Raw genomic sequence first — 14,133 nt, 5'->3', positions numbered from 1 at the left:
GGCCGCGACTATCCGCGCTTCAGCGCCGGATCGTCCATCGCCGGATTGTAGAACAGCGACAGCGTCAGGCTGCGGGCGATGCGCTCGGCCGTGGCCATGAACCAGGCCTTGGCCTCGCCGTTCGGGGCGATGTCGTCGAGCGTCGTTGCAAAGAGATCAAGCCATTTCGGGAAGAGATCCGGCGTCATGTTGGCGACGCCGACATGGGCCTGCACCGGCTTGCCGCCATAGGCGCCGTTGCGAAAGGCCACGGCCGACCAGAAGCTCTTCATCTTTTCCATATGTTCCGGCCAGCGGCCGGAAAGTCTGGCGTCGAAGACGGGGCCAAGTTCGGGATGGGCAAGCACCCGGGCATAGAAGGTCTCGACGAGACGGTCGATGAAGGCCGCATCGATGCCGATCGCCTTCATCTCGGCTTCCGCTCGCTCGCGGATCGCCGCGACATGGGCGGCGCGGCCCTGCAAGTCGTTGTCGTCCATCCCGATGTCCTTGGTCTAAGTAGCCTTGCGTCTGCGTGCTTGTATTTGGCGCCTTGCATATAGGCATGCGGGGGTGTCGCGCCAGAGGCGAAAGGGGCGGTTGCGGCAATCTGTCAGGATGGCGCCGGCCGAATTCTCCAAGGGCTGCTCACCCCCGCCTTGCAACAGATTGCCCGCGGCGCGCGGTGCAGTAACGGTTGCGGAGCGGCACATCGTAACTGTTACGTACTTGGACACCCCCGCCCTCAGGCGCATCATCCGCCCGGTCCTCGACAGCAGTGCATTTCCGATCGCCTTAACAAGGAGAATACGATGAGCATGCATGACGATAGCAAGGCCACGCCCGCGATGGCCGAGAATGGGGTGACGGATGTCAGCCGCCGCGACCTCCTCCTCAGCGGAACGATTTTTGCGGCCGCGTCGCTGGTGGCAGGCGCTGCTTCGGTAAGCCCGGCCAAGGCGCAATCCTCATCCTCTTCGAGCGGCAAGCCGCCGAACATCCTCGTCATTTTCGGCGACGATATCGGCATTCCGCAGATCAGCGCCTACACGATGGGGCTGATGGGCTATCGCACGCCCAATATCGACCGCATTGCCGCCGAGGGCGCAATCTTCACCGACAGCTACGGCCAGAACAGCTGCACGGCGGGACGCGCCTCGTTCATCCTCGGCCAGGAGCCGTTCCGCACGGGGCTCTTGACGATCGGCATGCCGGGCGACCCGCATGGCATCCAGGACTGGATGCCGACGATCGCCGACGTCTTGAAGACCAAGGGCTATTCGACGGGCCAGTTCGGCAAGAACCACCTCGGCGACCGCGACGAGCACCTGCCGACAGCCCACGGCTTCGACGAGTTCTTCGGCAACCTCTACCATCTGAACGCCGAGGAAGAGCCGGAAGGCTACTTCTATCCGAAGGATCCGGAGTTCAAGAAGAAGTTCGGTCCGCGCGGCGTCATCAAGTCGAGCGCCGACGGCAAGATCGAAGATACCGGCGCGCTCAACACCAAGCGCATGGAAACGATCGACGAGGAGTTCCTGACCGCCGCCAAGGACTACATCGACCGGCAGGTGAAGGCCGACAAGCCGTTCTTCTGCTGGTTCAACTCGACCCGCATGCACGTGTTCACGCATCTGAAGCCGGATTCGATGGGCAAGACCGGCAAGGGCATCCATGCCGACGGTATGGTGGAGCATGACGGTCATGTCGGCCAGCTCCTGAAGCAGCTCGACGATCTCGGCATCGCCGACAACACCATCGTGCTCTACACCACCGACAACGGTGCCGAACTGGCGCTGTGGCCGGATGGTGCGCAGACGATGTTCCACGGCGAGAAGGGCACCACCTGGGAAGGCGGCTTCCGCATTCCGATGATGGTGCGCTGGCCGGGCGTGGTGAAGCCGGGCACGCAGATCAACGACCCTGTGACCCTGATGGACTGGCTGCCGACTTTCGCGACGGCCGCCGGTATCGCCGACGTCAAGGAAGAGATGAAGAAGGGCTTCAAGGGCACGTCGAAGACCTTCAAGGTGCATCTCGACGGTTACGACCTGACAGGCATGTTGAAGGGCGAGGCGAAGACGCCGCCGCGTGACTCGGTCTACTACTTCGACCAGGGCGGCAATCTCAACGCCATCCGCTGGAACGACTGGAAGCTGAGCTTCGCCCAGGCAAGCCACGGCAATATCGCGACAGCCACCCGTGAGGTGCCGAGCTGGGCCGTCATCGCCAACCTGCGCATGGATCCCTATGAGCGCGGCATGGAGGACGGCGGCGGAGCGGTCGAGTTCCTGGCCCGCAACATGTGGCTGCTGGTGCCGATCCAGGGCAAGATCAAGGAGTTCTTCGCCGACTTCAACGATTATCCCTACCAGGCCGGCAGCACGCTGAATGCCAGCGGCATCAACTACGGTTGGTTGGCCCAGCAGGCCGCGATGAAGCGGCTCGGCGAACTGGAGAGCCTCGCTCCGCGGTAACTGCACGAGACCCCGCCGCTGGCATGCGCTGGCGGCGGGGACTCTTTTGACGACCCCAGCGGCTGGCAGGGCACCGATCGCCCCGATCTGGATCGCCGTCCCGCTGCGCGCAGCACGCACCTCAGATGATCCGGGACCTCCATGGATTTCCTCATTTCGCTTGCCGAAGTCAGCATCCCCGCCTTTGCTGCCGTCCTGCTGGTCGGCCAGCTTGCGGCCCACGAGATCGGCTACCGCTTCGGCGTGCGCAGCAAGGAGCGCGCCGGCGGCCAGATCGAAAACGTCGGGGTGGTCGTCGCCGGCATGCTCGGGCTCTTGGCCTTCGTGCTGGCGTTGACGCTTTCGTTCTCGACCACGCGCTTCACGGAGCGCCGGCAGGGCACGCTTGCCGAGGCCAACGCCATCGGCACCGCCTGGCTGCGGGCCAAGGCGATCGGTACGCCCGAAGCGCTCGATATCGCCAAGCTGCTCGAAGACTATACCAAGGCGCGCGAGGACTTCGTGCGCGCCGGGCGCAACAGCGATGCGCTTGCCAAGGCCAACAGTGACACCTCCAAGCTGCAGCAGCAGATCTGGCAGCGGGTGACGACGATCGTCCAGCAGGACCCGGACGCCGTCTCGGCATCGCTGATGTCGGCCGTCAACGAGACCTTCGACGCCAGCACGGCCGAACGCTACGCGCTCGGCATCCGCCTGCCATGGCAGATCTTCTGGCTGCTGCTCGGCGTCATGATCCTGAGCATGGGCGCACTCGGCTACCAGTTCGGCCTCAAGGGACGGCCGGTACGCATGCTGATCGTGCTCCTGACGCTCGTCTGGACGGCGATCATCGTCAACATCCTCGATCTCGCCTCAGCCAGGGTCGGCAACTTCCGCACGGATACGTCCGTCTATCAGTGGACGCGGCAGGGGTTCAGCGGGAGCAGCGCGCCGCAGTGATGTCGGCGGGATGGACTTGCGCGCAGGTTGTCGACGGAAACGGAGCCGCGTCATCCTTTCGGTGCGCGGCTCCCACTCGTTGGCTTGACCGTTACTTCACCTTCACCAGATCGTCTGGCTTCCAGGTCTGGTCGTAGAATTCGACACCGGTTCCATAGAGCCGCACTGTGGCGATGAAGTTGCGATCGGGCACCGTCTGGATCCAGTTGCTGTCTTCGGCCCCGGTGGGCTTGCTCGCCCCGAAATAGAGGTCGACGGAACCGTCCTCATTCACCTTGACCTTGTTGAAGGCATTGATCGAGGGCAGCAGCTTCGGCGTCTCCACCATCGTGCCGTCAGTGACATTGTAGGCCGTTACCGCCCAGAAAAGCTTGGCCGGCGGGTTTGGCGGCAGGTGCAGCTTGTAGCCGTTCGAGCCGTTGAGGAAATCGCCATCGGCGTCGCGAAGCGCGGTCGGATATTTCGAGCCGGAATCGATCGTGTGCATGGCCATGGCCGGTGCCGAGGAATAGGCGACCTGGAAGAATCCGGCGCGCTGGTTGACGTCGAGATAGCTTTCCTGGAACCACTCGGCCGTCGAGCCGGCCCAGACGTTCTCGTACTGCCGGTCCTTGTAATAGAGGTTGCGTCCGTCGGGCCGGCCGCTCTGGCGCAGCGCCATGATCATCCGCGGCGCGGTCTCGACCGCCTTCTTGAGGAGCGCCTGCTGTTTCGTGGTCGGCTTGAACGGCTGGCCCTTGATGATGCCGATGGAGGCCAGCACGCCGCGAAGCTCAGGCGTGATGGCCGAGACGGGCTCGTAGTCGACGAAATCCTTGAGCTTGGTCCAGTAGGTGCTGTCGACCGGGTACATCATGTTGATGCGCTTGCCCGAGCCGTTCGGGAAGTCCATCGGCTTGGCGTCCTTTTCGGTCGCGTAAAGCGGATAGATGCGGGTCTGTTCGGCGTTGGCGACGGCCGGCACCGGATCCGGCCCGTTTTCGCCCTTGCCCATGATCGTGCGGAAGAACAGGAGGACGTTGTAGGTCGATGAGGTGAAGGTGAAATAGCCCTTCGGCACCTCGCCGTCATAGCCCGGCGGCAACAGCAGGTAGAGGCCGCCGCGCGCCCGGTCCGGGCCGATCGCGCCCACGTCGGTAATGGTGCGCTGGAAGAAATCGGTGAACATGCCGATGACGTTCGGCGGTGCTGCAATCACCAGCGGCCCGGTTTCCTTGAGGTCCAGATAGTTCATCGAATAGATGACGTCGGCATTCGGCGTCGGCACCCAGGCGCGCGCATCCATGCGGTCCTTCCAGATCGGCAGCACGTTGTAGCCCTTGCCGAATTCGGCCTCCGACCCGTCGCGCATGCCGATCACGTTCAGCGCCGGCAGCATGGTCATGTAGGCGTGGATGGCGCGCTGGTAGAAGAGTTCGTCCAGCAGGCTTTCGGCCTCCGCCTGGTCCAGCCATTTGCCGTTGTTGATCTGCTCGACCAGGGGAGGCGCCTCCACCGCGTCCTGGGCGATCGCCGGCGATGTCATGGCGATCGTGGTCAGCGCGGTCGCTGCTGCCGCAAGGTAGGCGAAACGGCGGGTCATCCTCTTCTCCTCTGGCTGGGCGGCCTCTCGCAATCGAGACGAAGGAAAACCGCCGTTGGAAGCATCCTGGTTTCACTGGCGCCGCGACGGCGCCCTCACGGCCTCGCCGAAACACGCCGTTGGCGTAACCGGGTCGGCGGACGTGACTTCATTCTATTGACGTTGCCACTAGGCGCAGGAAAATCGCCGAACGGTAAGTACGTAACTGTAAATGGCCGCGTTAAAGGCGGGGCGGTTTCACCGATTGCGCGCGCCGGGCAATCCCCCTAGTTTCCCGCAAAGCTTGCGGGAGCTGGACGATGCGAATTCGGTTGGCGGTCACGGATGACCTCGCTGCGCTCTGCGCGATCGATACGATCGCGCCGAGCGATCCGAAACGACGCGCCGATATCGCTGGCTGGATCGAGCAGGGCTGCTGCCATCTCATCGAGATCGATGGTGAGGTCGCCGCCTATGGCGTGCTGAGCCGGCACTTCTTCGGCCACGCCTTCATCGAGATGCTGATGGTCGGCGCGTCCTGGCGCCGGCGCGGCCTGGGGGCTGCACTGATTGCGCATTTCCAGTCGATGTCGTCAGGCGTAAAGCTCTTCAGTTCGACCAACATGTCGAACCGCCCGATGCAGGACCTCCTGGTCAAGGCCGGGTTCCGGCCAAGCGGCTACATCGACAATCTCGACGAGAACGATCCGGAGATCGTGTTCTACAGCCCCTTAAGCCGGTCGTGATCTGGGGTGGCCGGCGAGAGCCGGTCGCCGAGCCTTCCCTACGCGACTTCCGTACAGACGAAATCGCTGAACTGATCGACTGGATAGGCCATCGCCAGTGCCGCGTGGATCAGCGCCGCCTCGCCATCCGGCGCATCGACGACGGCGACGCCAGTCCCAAGCGCCTGCTCGAAGGGCAGGCGGCCCGGCGTTATCTCTTCGGCCGCGGCCTGCGACAGGACGACGATCGCGTCGCGAAGGTTGTTTTCGTCGGCAACGACGCGCGGGGGCGATGGGTTGGCGCGCGGGTCGAAGCCGCCCGAGGTCGGATGGAAATAGCCCCAGGTCCTGCTTTCGATCATCAGGACGTAGAAGCTCGGCAGCCGCATGAGGCGCGATGCCGGCAGCACCGTTTCAAGGCGCTGCTGCATGGTGGTGAGCAACACAGTCGCGTGGTGACGCGACTGTGCCATGTCCATTTCCCGGTTGGGGTCGAATTCCGGCAGAAGACCGGTTTCGATCGCCTGCCGTGTTGCCACCGCAACCGCAAGGGCCTGCGGGTGCTCCACGGCAAACTCGATCGTCAGTGAGCAGATGGTGCACATCGTCTTCTGCCTCCTGGCTCAGGCGGTCACGATGTTGAACCAGAACTCGAAGTTGTCGAGCAGGCCGACGAACTCCGAGAGCTTCTTCGGGTCGCCCGTCAGCTTGGCTTTTCCTTCGACCACCTGCTTCTCCATGGTGGAGATACCGAGCATGACGTCGTTCAAATCCGCCCGCGTGGTGACGATCGAGACATCGGCATTCGGGTCACTCTTGTCTTTGGAATAATGGATCGCCGAGTTTTCGACGCCGACGGCATACTTCTCCTTGGTGTCCGTCAGCTCCATGTTGATGGTGATGATCTTGCCGGCCGCCCGGTCGCCGTTCAGCCGGACGCCGAGGAAGTCGAAGAACATCTCGAGCGGCATGGCCTTGATGGTATCCGGGCTTGCCGTGTTCGGTGTCGGGAGCTCGGTGACGCCTTCGCGCAGTTCGCGGGCACCGGTCAGGTAGAAGTTGCGCCAGGGGCCGGATTCCGCCTGATAGCCCAGCTGCTCGTAGGTATCGGCGAGCAATTGCTTGGCGGCGACGTTGTTGGCATCGGCAAAGACGACGTGGTTCACCACCTCGGCGACCCAGCGATAGTCTCCCTTGTCGAAGGATACCTTGGCCTGGCGCAGCACATTGTCGGCGCCGCCCATGAAGTCGACGTAACGTCGCCCCGCTTCCGTTGGGGGAAGCTGGTGCAGGTTGGACGGAACGCCGTCGAAGAAGCCGAGGCGGAGGTTATATTGCGCCACCGCATCGTGATAGACCGTGCCGTAGTAGCTGCGGCAGGCCCAGGTCGTCGCCAGTTCCTCGGGGAGCCGGATCACTTCGCCGATTTCCTTCGGCGTCATGCCGCTGTTGGCCATGCGCATGACCTGGTCGTGCAGATAGCGGAACAGGTCGCGCTGTTTCTTGATGTGGGTGACGACGCGCTCATTGCCCCAGGTCGGCCAATGGTGCGAGGCAAACAGCACCTCCATCTCGCCGCCGAACATGTCGAGCGCCTGCTGCAGGTATTTCGACCACAGGAGGCCGTCACGAACCTTTGCGCCGCGCAGCGTGTAGAGATTGTGCAGGGTGTGGCAGGCATCCTCGGCGGCGCAGAAGGCCTTGTACTTCGGAATGTAGAACATGAACTCCGAAGGCGCTTCCGAGTTCGGCGCCATGAGCACCTGAAGCTCGAGGCCGTCGATCACGATCTTCTGCCCGGTTTCGGTGGCCCAGTCAGTCGGAAGGGCAAGGCCGATCTCGCCCGATGAGGTCGATTTGCCGAGGCCGCCATCGACCTGGCCCTGGGCCCCGCGCGACAGGAGGTTGCCGTACATGTAGCTTGCGCGGCGGCTCATGGCGTTGCCGGCGATGATGTTTTCGCCGACGGCCGCTTCGGTGAAATCGGCAGGCGCGATGATCTTGACCTTGCCGGCGTCGATATCGGCCTGGTTGACGAGGCCACGGACACCGCCGTAATGGTCGACGTGGCTATGGGTATAGAGCACCGCGACGATCGGCTTGTCGCCGAGCTTCGGAATGACCAGCTCCTTCCAGACGGCTGCTGCGGTTTCCGAGCTGACGAGCGGATCGATCACCAGGTAGCCGGTGTCGGTCTTGAGGATGCTCATGACCGACAGGTCGTAGCCGCGGGCCTGGTAGACGCCATCGGCGACCACCTCGAACAGGCCGTGGATCATATTGAGCTTGGCCATGCGCCACAGGCTGGGGTTCACCGTATCCGGCGCGTCGTCGGTCTCGGAGTTGCCGAGGAACTGATAGACGCTGAGATCCCAGACCGCTGCGCCATCGGCATTCTTGATGATCACCGGATCCGGCAGGGCTGCGAGCAGGCCCTTGCGGGAGTCTACGAAGTCTTGAACATCGTCGAACGGCAGCCCGTTTCGATACATCGCGTTGTATTCAAGGGTCGCCTGCGTCGCCGGCTTCGGCTTGATGCCGGATTGGGGAACGGGCGGTGCGTCCTGCGCACTGGCCTGTCCTGGTTTTGCGACGAAGGTGACGGCGAGCCCCGCCGATGCAACGCCACGAAGAAAGTCTGCTCTGCTGATACCACTGCCATTCGACGAAGTCATAATGCCCTCCGAACCCAGGTTTTCAGGATGTTTTCAGATTTCCCGGGAGTGAGGCTAGGGCGACAGGTCGTGGTTGGAAGTACGTAACGGTTAAATTCTCCGCCGGGCGTGATCACAGTGGCGTGAAGGGTTAAGGGCAGGCGCGCATCTATCTGCGGCAATTATACCTTTGCCGGGACAAGAGCCTGAACGTTCGAGAAAGACATGCGCAATGCTTCAGCTTGCGTGAAGATGTCGACTATCGGCGCAAATGTTGTTCGTGAAATTTGGTTTCCGGCCCGCAGGATCAGGCGGACCCAGGTGTTTTGGCGATCCCCCGTGCGCTTAGGCGGCAGGTTCGAGAACCTGGGTGTAGCGAACGGGAGATCGTGTCGGATTTTTACGGTCATTGCCTCAAGCGGCGGCGCCGAGTTCGGCGAGGTGGCCGGCGAGGTCGGTGCCGCGGCCGGCGGCATTGATCGTGTCGAAATATTCATGCCAGCCCGATTGGGCGATGCCGGCGACGAGGGCTTCGAGTGCGGTCGCATCCGGGCAGCGCCAGACGGCGAAGAAGGTCTGCGATGCCGCATGCAGCTTAGACTGGTCGACCTTGCCGAAGGTGATGAGCTCGACGCCCAGCGCCGACAGGCCCGGCATGGCGGAGCCGATCGCGGCCAGGAACTGCTGGCGCCCCTGGCGGGGAAGGGCGAGCCACGCCGGCTTGGCGCTGTAAAGTTCGGTCAGGTAGTGAGGCATGGTCTGCTTTCTTGTTGTCAGTCTGAGGTTATAGAAGTTCGGGCGCTCTCAAGCGTTTCCGGAACTGGATTTCGTGGCGATGGACCGAAGCGCGCGGCGGCAGATGCGGGCCGTCGCGGGCCCTGGGCTTTCGGCGGACCAGCGTGCCGTGAGCGCTTGAACCCACTCCGGCCGATCCTTGGCAGCATCGTTCAGCCAGTTGCCGACCGAATCCTGCACGTAAGGCGAGGGATCGGCGCGCAACGGCTCGAGCACGGGCAGCGCGCGTTCGGGCTCCTTCTTGAGCGCTGGGATATGGGCGCACCAGACGCCGCGCGGGCGGATGGATTCCGAGGCGAAACGGCGGACGCGTTCGGATGGATCCGGCGTCCAGCCGGCCGCAAGCAAGGCGATTGCCTGATCCAGATTTGCGGCGAGATGCGGGCGGATGGCGATCCAGGCCCATTCGCGCACACCGAAATGGCTGTCGTCGGCGAGCGGGCGTATCGCGGCCAGCCGCTCGGCAAGGGGCATGTCCTCGCCGGCTGCAACCATGAAGCAAGCCCAGCCCCGCGCCGTGTCCGAGGAATGATGCGAGAGCGTCTCGAAGGCGGAGGGGCCGAGGCGATCCGCGATCAGCCTTGCCGCAAGCGGCATGCGCCGGGAGATGCCGGCCGAGGCGACCGCGCGCATCTCAGTCAAGGCATCGTCGCCGATGTCGGGCAGGACGGTGGCCATGAGCGCTGCAAAATCGACAGCCAGGCACTCGGTCAGGGTCGTCGCTTCCGCTCCGGCGTTCAGCTGCGCCAGGCGCTCGGCACCGATGGCGCTGACGCCGCGTTCCTTGGTCCTGCTCCCGCTCACGTCTGTGTTTCCGACGTGTTCCTGCGCTTGGCGCCGGTCTCGAGATTGCGCCAGATGCGCTGAAGCAGCCGGTGGAACGTCTGGTGTTCATCGGCGCTGAAGCCGGCAAAGAGCGAGGCGATCCAGGCGCTGTGTTCACCGAGCAGATCGCCGGCAGTCTTGCGGCCGGTTTCGGTGAGCACGACCGCGATCTTGCGTCGGTCATTGAGGCCCGAGCGGCGCTCGACGAAGCCGTCGCGTTCCAGCCCGTCCAGCAGCCCGGTGATGGTGGCGCGCGTCACGCCGGCGCGATCGGCAAGCTCGTGCGGCGACAGGCCCTCGGGTTGATCGTTGAGCAGGAAGAGAATAACGAACTTGCCTTCCGAAAGCCGGTGGGGCGCCAGTCTTGCGGCGCAGTCCCGGTCGATCGCGCCTGTGAGCGCCAGCAGTTCGAAGCAGGCGCGCATATTGCCGGTCTCGGCGACCGCCCGACGCTCGGCCTCCTGCAGCAGGGCCCGGTGTTTTTGTTCCAGCATTGTCATAAGGCGACAGATAATAAGGCGCCTAACTGGAGTCAACGGCTTCTTGCGCGTTGGCTGTGGATGGGCGGCAGACTTGCGCTAGCGCCCGATCATCCGCTCCTGCATTTCTTCGCCGACGAAGCAATTGTAGCCCTCGCTGTATTGGGCGGGGCGCACGGCGGCGGGCGACAGGCGGCTGATCTCCAGGCCGGAGATTTCTGTGACCAGCTTGCGAAGGATGGCGCGGGCGAACTCGCCGCTATCCTCCACCTTGATGAGAAAGGCGCCGTCGCCGCCGATCACGCATTCGCGGTAATAGGCGTCGAGGTCGGGGATCGCGGCGGAGTCCCGGGCGGCGTGCGTCTTCAGCATGATCGGCAGGCCGTCGATGGTGATGCCGCGGGCGACGGTGGAGTTGCGGGCAACGGGGGCGGGCACGCCGGAATTGTTGGGACCGTCGCCGGAGATGTCGATGACGCGGCGGCTCCCCTGGAAGGGGCTGTAATCGAACAGACGTCGGGTGAAGGCCAGCGTGTTGGAGATCGAGGTGAAGGCGATGCGGCGTATCGGCTGGCGCCGCAGCAGCTCGGAATATTGCGCGGCGGTGCCGCGGCCGTCGATCAGCGTCCAGGGCGTGACCTGCACCGCCGAGCCGCCCCATTCGACATAGGTGACGGCGATGCGGCCGAAGGGGCCGTTCTCGACCGCCTCGAAGAGGGCGGGCTCCAGAAAGGCGGCGACATAACCCTGCCGCTGCAGGCGCTGCTCGTCGAGTTCCATGGAATAGGAGACGTCGACGGCGAGCACCAGTTCGAGATCGACCCGGAGCGGCTCGGCGGAGGCGCTTCCGCAGACCAGGCAGGCGCAGGCAAGAAGAACCGATCCGAGCTTCATGGCAGCCGATACCGAAGGCGAGCGGGATATCTATGCTACGCCCAAACCGGTCGCGTGCAATGCGGGGTACTGTCGATGGATCAACGCCGACCGGGCGCCCTGCGGTCAGGCAGCAGGCCGCCAATCTCTGGTCGGGTCAGCGGCGCAGCTTCTGCAAGAGCGGGTCCAGCGCTTCGATGAGCGATTCGGGGGACACCGGCTCGCCGCCGTCCTCCCAGACGTCCTGAAACTCGGCGATTTCCAGCCCGACGACCTTGCTCTTGGCAAGAACCACGCAGGCCGCGTGCAGGTCATCGAGCGACAGGCCGTCCTCGTGCTGGTAGTCGGTGGGCACGATGCCGGGGTTCAGCACGTCGCAGTCGAGGTGGATGTAGACCGGCCGTCCGGCGACGGCTTCAGCCAGCCTTTGCGGGAGATCAGTGCCGGGGCGGATATGCGGAATGCGCTTCGCCGCGATCAGCTCGACCTCGAAGGGGTCGAGGTCGCGCTGGCCGACGAGCACGATATTTTCAATAGGAAGCCCGTCGCCGAGGCCGGACTGCCAGAGACCGCAGGGGCCTGACAACGCCAGCCCGCCGAGATAGCCGGTGCTGCTGGCCTCGGGCGTGTTCAGGTCGCCATGGGCATCGAACCAGACGACGACCGCATCGCCGTGGTGCTTTGCGACGGAAGGCAGCGTTGCCAACGAGACGGCGCAGCGGCTGGTCGCGGCCAGCGAGACCGATCCTTCGGCGTAGATCGTTTCGAACCGATCACGCATGCGCCGGAGCGTCGGCATCGCTGCTTCGAGCTCCACCGTCCAGTGGCCGTTCAGCGCCGGTTCCGGCTCGCCGATCGTGACGGTTTCGAGGCCGAACTTTCGGGCGAGATGGGCGGCAACGGACTTTGCGCCGGGAATGCCGAGGTCGTTGTGATCGCCGGCGCGACCCTGGAAGCAGGTGAGGGCAAGGGGCATTGGTGCGGGCTCCAACTCGGTTTGGGACGGAGCGAAGCACGGACGCCGACGATTTGGCAAGGCCGGGAGCCGGACGGCGCAAAGCGGTTGCGTCCGTTCGGTTCCCGTCAGGCCACTGCGGGGCGCCACCCAGTGCCGGTGGCTTAACCGAACACCAGCGAGCGGTGCAGTTGCGCACCGGCCCAGGCGCCGTCGCCGACGGCAAGCGAGACGGAATGGGGGACGCGGCCGACGTCGCCGCAGGCATAGGCGCCGGGAACGGTGGTTTCCTTGGCGGCCGTGGCCTTGATCTGCAGGCCCATCGGCGTTTCCTCGATCGCGCAGCCGAAGCGTTCGGCGATGTCGCTTGCGGGCGTGGTGCGGGTGGCGACGAAAAGGCCTGCGAAGGGCAGGCGGCGGCCATCCGTCAGTACCACGTCGGCATGGCCCTCAAGGCGCGCGACCGGGGTTTCGTCGATGGTGACGCCGCGCCGGATGAGGTCGGCACGGCCTTCGGCATCGAGCGTGATCGCACCATTGGTGAAGAAGGTGACCTTGCCCCATTCGGGAATGAGCTGGGCCTGGTGGATCGACATCGGGCTTGCGGCGATGACGGCGATTTCGCCCTCGTTCAGCTCGTAGCCGTGGCAATAGGGGCAATGGAAGGCGCTCTTGCCCCAGCGTTCCGTCAACCCCTCGATGTCAGGCAGGCCGTCTTTGACGCCGGTCGCAAAGAGCAGGCGCCGGCCTTCGAAGGATGCGCCATCGGCTGTGGTGACGACGAAACCGTCGATCTTGCCGCTCGCCCTCATGGCGCGGCCGTCGATCCAGGTGAGCGTGGGATAGGCGAGCAACTGCTTGCGCGCGGTCGCGGCGATCTCGCCGGGGTCGATGCCGTCCTGGCCGAGGAAGCCGTGGGAGTGGCTAGCGAAACGGTTGCGGCGAATGCCCTCGTCGATGATCGTCACGCGGCGGCGGGCGCGCAACAGTTGGAGGGCGGCGGCCATGCCGGCATAGCTGCCGCCGATGATGATGACGTCCTGTTGCATGGGGATAGTCCTTTCGGTTGGGCGCAGGCCAGCCCACCGGCTTTTTGCACCAGTGTGTCGACCCGGGCTTTGGGCAATAGGGTTCCGGCCGGAAAACCGCTTATGCGGTTCCGGGGCGGCCGGATGTGTCGGGATCGATCACGTCAGGACGGATCGATCGGCTGTTTTCATTGCGATCGGAGCCGGTGCCGCCGCGCAAAGTCCTCGGCGAGGTCGGCAAGGGTCACATGAGCGAAACGCTCGAGCAGCAGCGCCTCGGCCTCGGCAAAAGCGGTGTCGAGGGCGGCGTTGACCGCCTGCTCGACGAGGCATTCCGGCATCTCCTGCCGGTTGCCGATGGCAAAGATCGCAGGCTCGCCGAGCGTTTCGTGCAACTGCCGAAGCGTCACGGTCTTGAGATCGGCGGTGATCGCCCAGCCGCCCGCATGGCCGCGAGCGGAGGAAACGATGCCGGCATCGCGCAGGAAGCCCATGGTGCGGCGGACAACGACCGGGTTGGTGCGCATGCACATGGCAAGCTCGTCCGAGGTCAAGGGCTCGCCGCGCTCGGCCATGTGCAGGAGCGCGTGCAGGACGGAGGAAAGGCGGCTGTCTTTTTTCATGTAACTTCAATTATTACGAATCGAGATGCGATGCAAGGGGGCGTGGTTGTCGGTCGGTCGGGCCGTCGATTGGGAGCCCGGCTCGCGATTGCAAGTCACGGGGTGCAAGCCATCTCCGCGGCCCGAGGCTTTTTCTCACGACGCCAGAAGGGGTGGCGCCGGGTTCGCATATTGCGCCGTGCCGACGCACGGCTGCTGGATCTCTGTGACGAGCACAGAG

General features: G+C 64.3%; 14 protein-coding genes. 3 read left to right on the top strand and 11 right to left on the bottom strand.

Features of this window, described 5'->3' with window-relative positions; translation table 11 throughout:
• Positions 1–8 precede the first annotated feature (8 nt).
• Entirely contained in the window at positions 9–479 is a 471-nt protein-coding gene (locus tag L981_RS12945) for a group III truncated hemoglobin (protein ID WP_043616335.1), read from the bottom strand.
• A gap of 312 nt (positions 480–791) precedes the next feature.
• On the opposite strand from L981_RS12945, the gene L981_RS12940 reads away from it, so the two are divergent.
• Together L981_RS12940 and L981_RS12935 are read left to right on the top strand one after the other, a co-directional pair.
• The gene (locus L981_RS12940) at positions 792–2,456 is read left to right on the top strand and encodes an arylsulfatase (protein WP_371258867.1); all 1,665 of its coding nucleotides are present in this window, start codon (positions 792–794) and stop codon (positions 2,454–2,456) included.
• 141 nt (positions 2,457–2,597) lie between these two features.
• A complete protein-coding gene (locus L981_RS12935; RefSeq protein ID WP_043616333.1) occupies positions 2,598–3,395 on the top strand; it encodes a hypothetical protein in 798 nt (265 codons plus the stop codon).
• 91 nt (positions 3,396–3,486) lie between these two features.
• Here the strand turns inward: L981_RS12935 and L981_RS12930 are convergent, their stop codons facing one another.
• On the bottom strand, positions 3,487–4,977 hold the full coding sequence (locus L981_RS12930; protein WP_043616331.1) for a DUF1254 domain-containing protein: 1,491 nt from the start codon (positions 4,975–4,977) through the stop codon (positions 3,487–3,489).
• 299 nt (positions 4,978–5,276) lie between these two features.
• Here L981_RS12930 and L981_RS12925 point away from each other — a divergent pair, with 299 nt between their 5' ends.
• Positions 5,277–5,702, top strand: a complete 426-nt coding sequence (locus L981_RS12925) for a GNAT family N-acetyltransferase (protein WP_043616328.1) — start codon at positions 5,277–5,279, stop codon at positions 5,700–5,702.
• Positions 5,703–5,740: 38 nt separating this feature from the next.
• On the opposite strand, the gene L981_RS12920 is transcribed toward L981_RS12925, so the two are convergent.
• The 9 genes from L981_RS12920 to L981_RS12880 all read right to left on the bottom strand — a co-directional run bounded on the left by L981_RS12920 (position 5,741) and on the right by L981_RS12880 (position 13,913).
• Complete coding sequence (locus L981_RS12920; RefSeq protein WP_043616325.1) at positions 5,741–6,286, bottom strand: hypothetical protein; 546 nt, start codon at positions 6,284–6,286, stop codon at positions 5,741–5,743.
• Between the two features lie 18 nt (positions 6,287–6,304).
• Positions 6,305–8,356, bottom strand: coding sequence for an alkyl/aryl-sulfatase (locus L981_RS12915; protein ID WP_052201775.1), 2,052 nt, complete (start codon positions 8,354–8,356; stop codon positions 6,305–6,307).
• A 393-nt stretch (positions 8,357–8,749) separates the two neighbouring features.
• On the bottom strand, positions 8,750–9,091 hold the full coding sequence (locus L981_RS12910; protein ID WP_034793040.1) for a DUF6616 family protein: 342 nt from the start codon (positions 9,089–9,091) through the stop codon (positions 8,750–8,752).
• A gap of 48 nt (positions 9,092–9,139) precedes the next feature.
• Positions 9,140–9,934, bottom strand: coding sequence for a DNA alkylation repair protein (locus L981_RS12905; RefSeq protein WP_043616321.1), 795 nt, complete (start codon positions 9,932–9,934; stop codon positions 9,140–9,142).
• Positions 9,931–10,455, bottom strand: a complete 525-nt coding sequence (locus L981_RS12900) for a MarR family winged helix-turn-helix transcriptional regulator (protein ID WP_043616319.1) — start codon at positions 10,453–10,455, stop codon at positions 9,931–9,933. Before L981_RS12900 ends, L981_RS12905 begins: the two co-directional genes overlap by 4 nt.
• Before the next feature lie 78 nt (positions 10,456–10,533).
• Entirely contained in the window at positions 10,534–11,328 is a 795-nt protein-coding gene (locus L981_RS12895) for a DUF1194 domain-containing protein (protein WP_043616316.1), read from the bottom strand.
• 136 nt (positions 11,329–11,464) lie between these two features.
• Positions 11,465–12,283, bottom strand: a complete 819-nt coding sequence (locus tag L981_RS12890; protein ID WP_052201774.1) for an arginase family protein — start codon at positions 12,281–12,283, stop codon at positions 11,465–11,467.
• Between the two features lie 143 nt (positions 12,284–12,426).
• Entirely contained in the window at positions 12,427–13,311 is an 885-nt protein-coding gene (locus L981_RS12885) for an NAD(P)/FAD-dependent oxidoreductase (RefSeq protein WP_043616310.1), read from the bottom strand.
• Between the two features lie 167 nt (positions 13,312–13,478).
• Positions 13,479–13,913 (bottom strand): Rrf2 family transcriptional regulator, encoded by a 435-nt coding sequence (locus tag L981_RS12880; RefSeq protein ID WP_043616306.1) that lies wholly within the window; start codon positions 13,911–13,913, stop codon positions 13,479–13,481.
• Positions 13,914–14,133 lie beyond the last annotated feature (220 nt).

The sequence above is a fragment of the Ensifer sp. ZNC0028 genome, from assembly GCF_000799055.1.
In the GTDB taxonomy this organism is placed as follows: Bacteria; Pseudomonadota; Alphaproteobacteria; order Rhizobiales; family Rhizobiaceae; genus Ensifer.
Note: the sequence above shows the minus strand (reverse complement) of the source record. Positions and strands in the feature narration are given on the sequence as shown.

Bases quoted from the DNA above. Each gene is read 5' to 3' on its own strand.
- L981_RS12945 (WP_043616335.1), bottom strand. From the start codon at position 479: ATGGACGACAACGACTTGCAGGGCCGCGCCGCCCATGTCGCGGCGATC.
- L981_RS12940 (WP_371258867.1), top strand. From the start codon at position 792: ATGAGCATGCATGACGATAGCAAGGCCACGCCCGCGATGGCCGAGAAT.
- L981_RS12935 (WP_043616333.1), top strand. From the start codon at position 2,598: ATGGATTTCCTCATTTCGCTTGCCGAAGTCAGCATCCCCGCCTTTGCT.
- L981_RS12930 (WP_043616331.1), bottom strand. From the start codon at position 4,977: ATGACCCGCCGTTTCGCCTACCTTGCGGCAGCAGCGACCGCGCTGACC.
- L981_RS12925 (WP_043616328.1), top strand. From the start codon at position 5,277: ATGCGAATTCGGTTGGCGGTCACGGATGACCTCGCTGCGCTCTGCGCG.
- L981_RS12920 (WP_043616325.1), bottom strand. From the start codon at position 6,286: ATGTGCACCATCTGCTCACTGACGATCGAGTTTGCCGTGGAGCACCCG.
- L981_RS12915 (WP_052201775.1), bottom strand. From the start codon at position 8,356: ATGACTTCGTCGAATGGCAGTGGTATCAGCAGAGCAGACTTTCTTCGT.
- L981_RS12910 (WP_034793040.1), bottom strand. From the start codon at position 9,091: ATGCCTCACTACCTGACCGAACTTTACAGCGCCAAGCCGGCGTGGCTC.
- L981_RS12900 (WP_043616319.1), bottom strand. From the start codon at position 10,455: ATGACAATGCTGGAACAAAAACACCGGGCCCTGCTGCAGGAGGCCGAG.
- L981_RS12895 (WP_043616316.1), bottom strand. From the start codon at position 11,328: ATGAAGCTCGGATCGGTTCTTCTTGCCTGCGCCTGCCTGGTCTGCGGA.
- L981_RS12890 (WP_052201774.1), bottom strand. From the start codon at position 12,283: ATGCCCCTTGCCCTCACCTGCTTCCAGGGTCGCGCCGGCGATCACAAC.
- L981_RS12885 (WP_043616310.1), bottom strand. From the start codon at position 13,311: ATGCAACAGGACGTCATCATCATCGGCGGCAGCTATGCCGGCATGGCC.
- L981_RS12880 (WP_043616306.1), bottom strand. From the start codon at position 13,913: ATGAAAAAAGACAGCCGCCTTTCCTCCGTCCTGCACGCGCTCCTGCAC.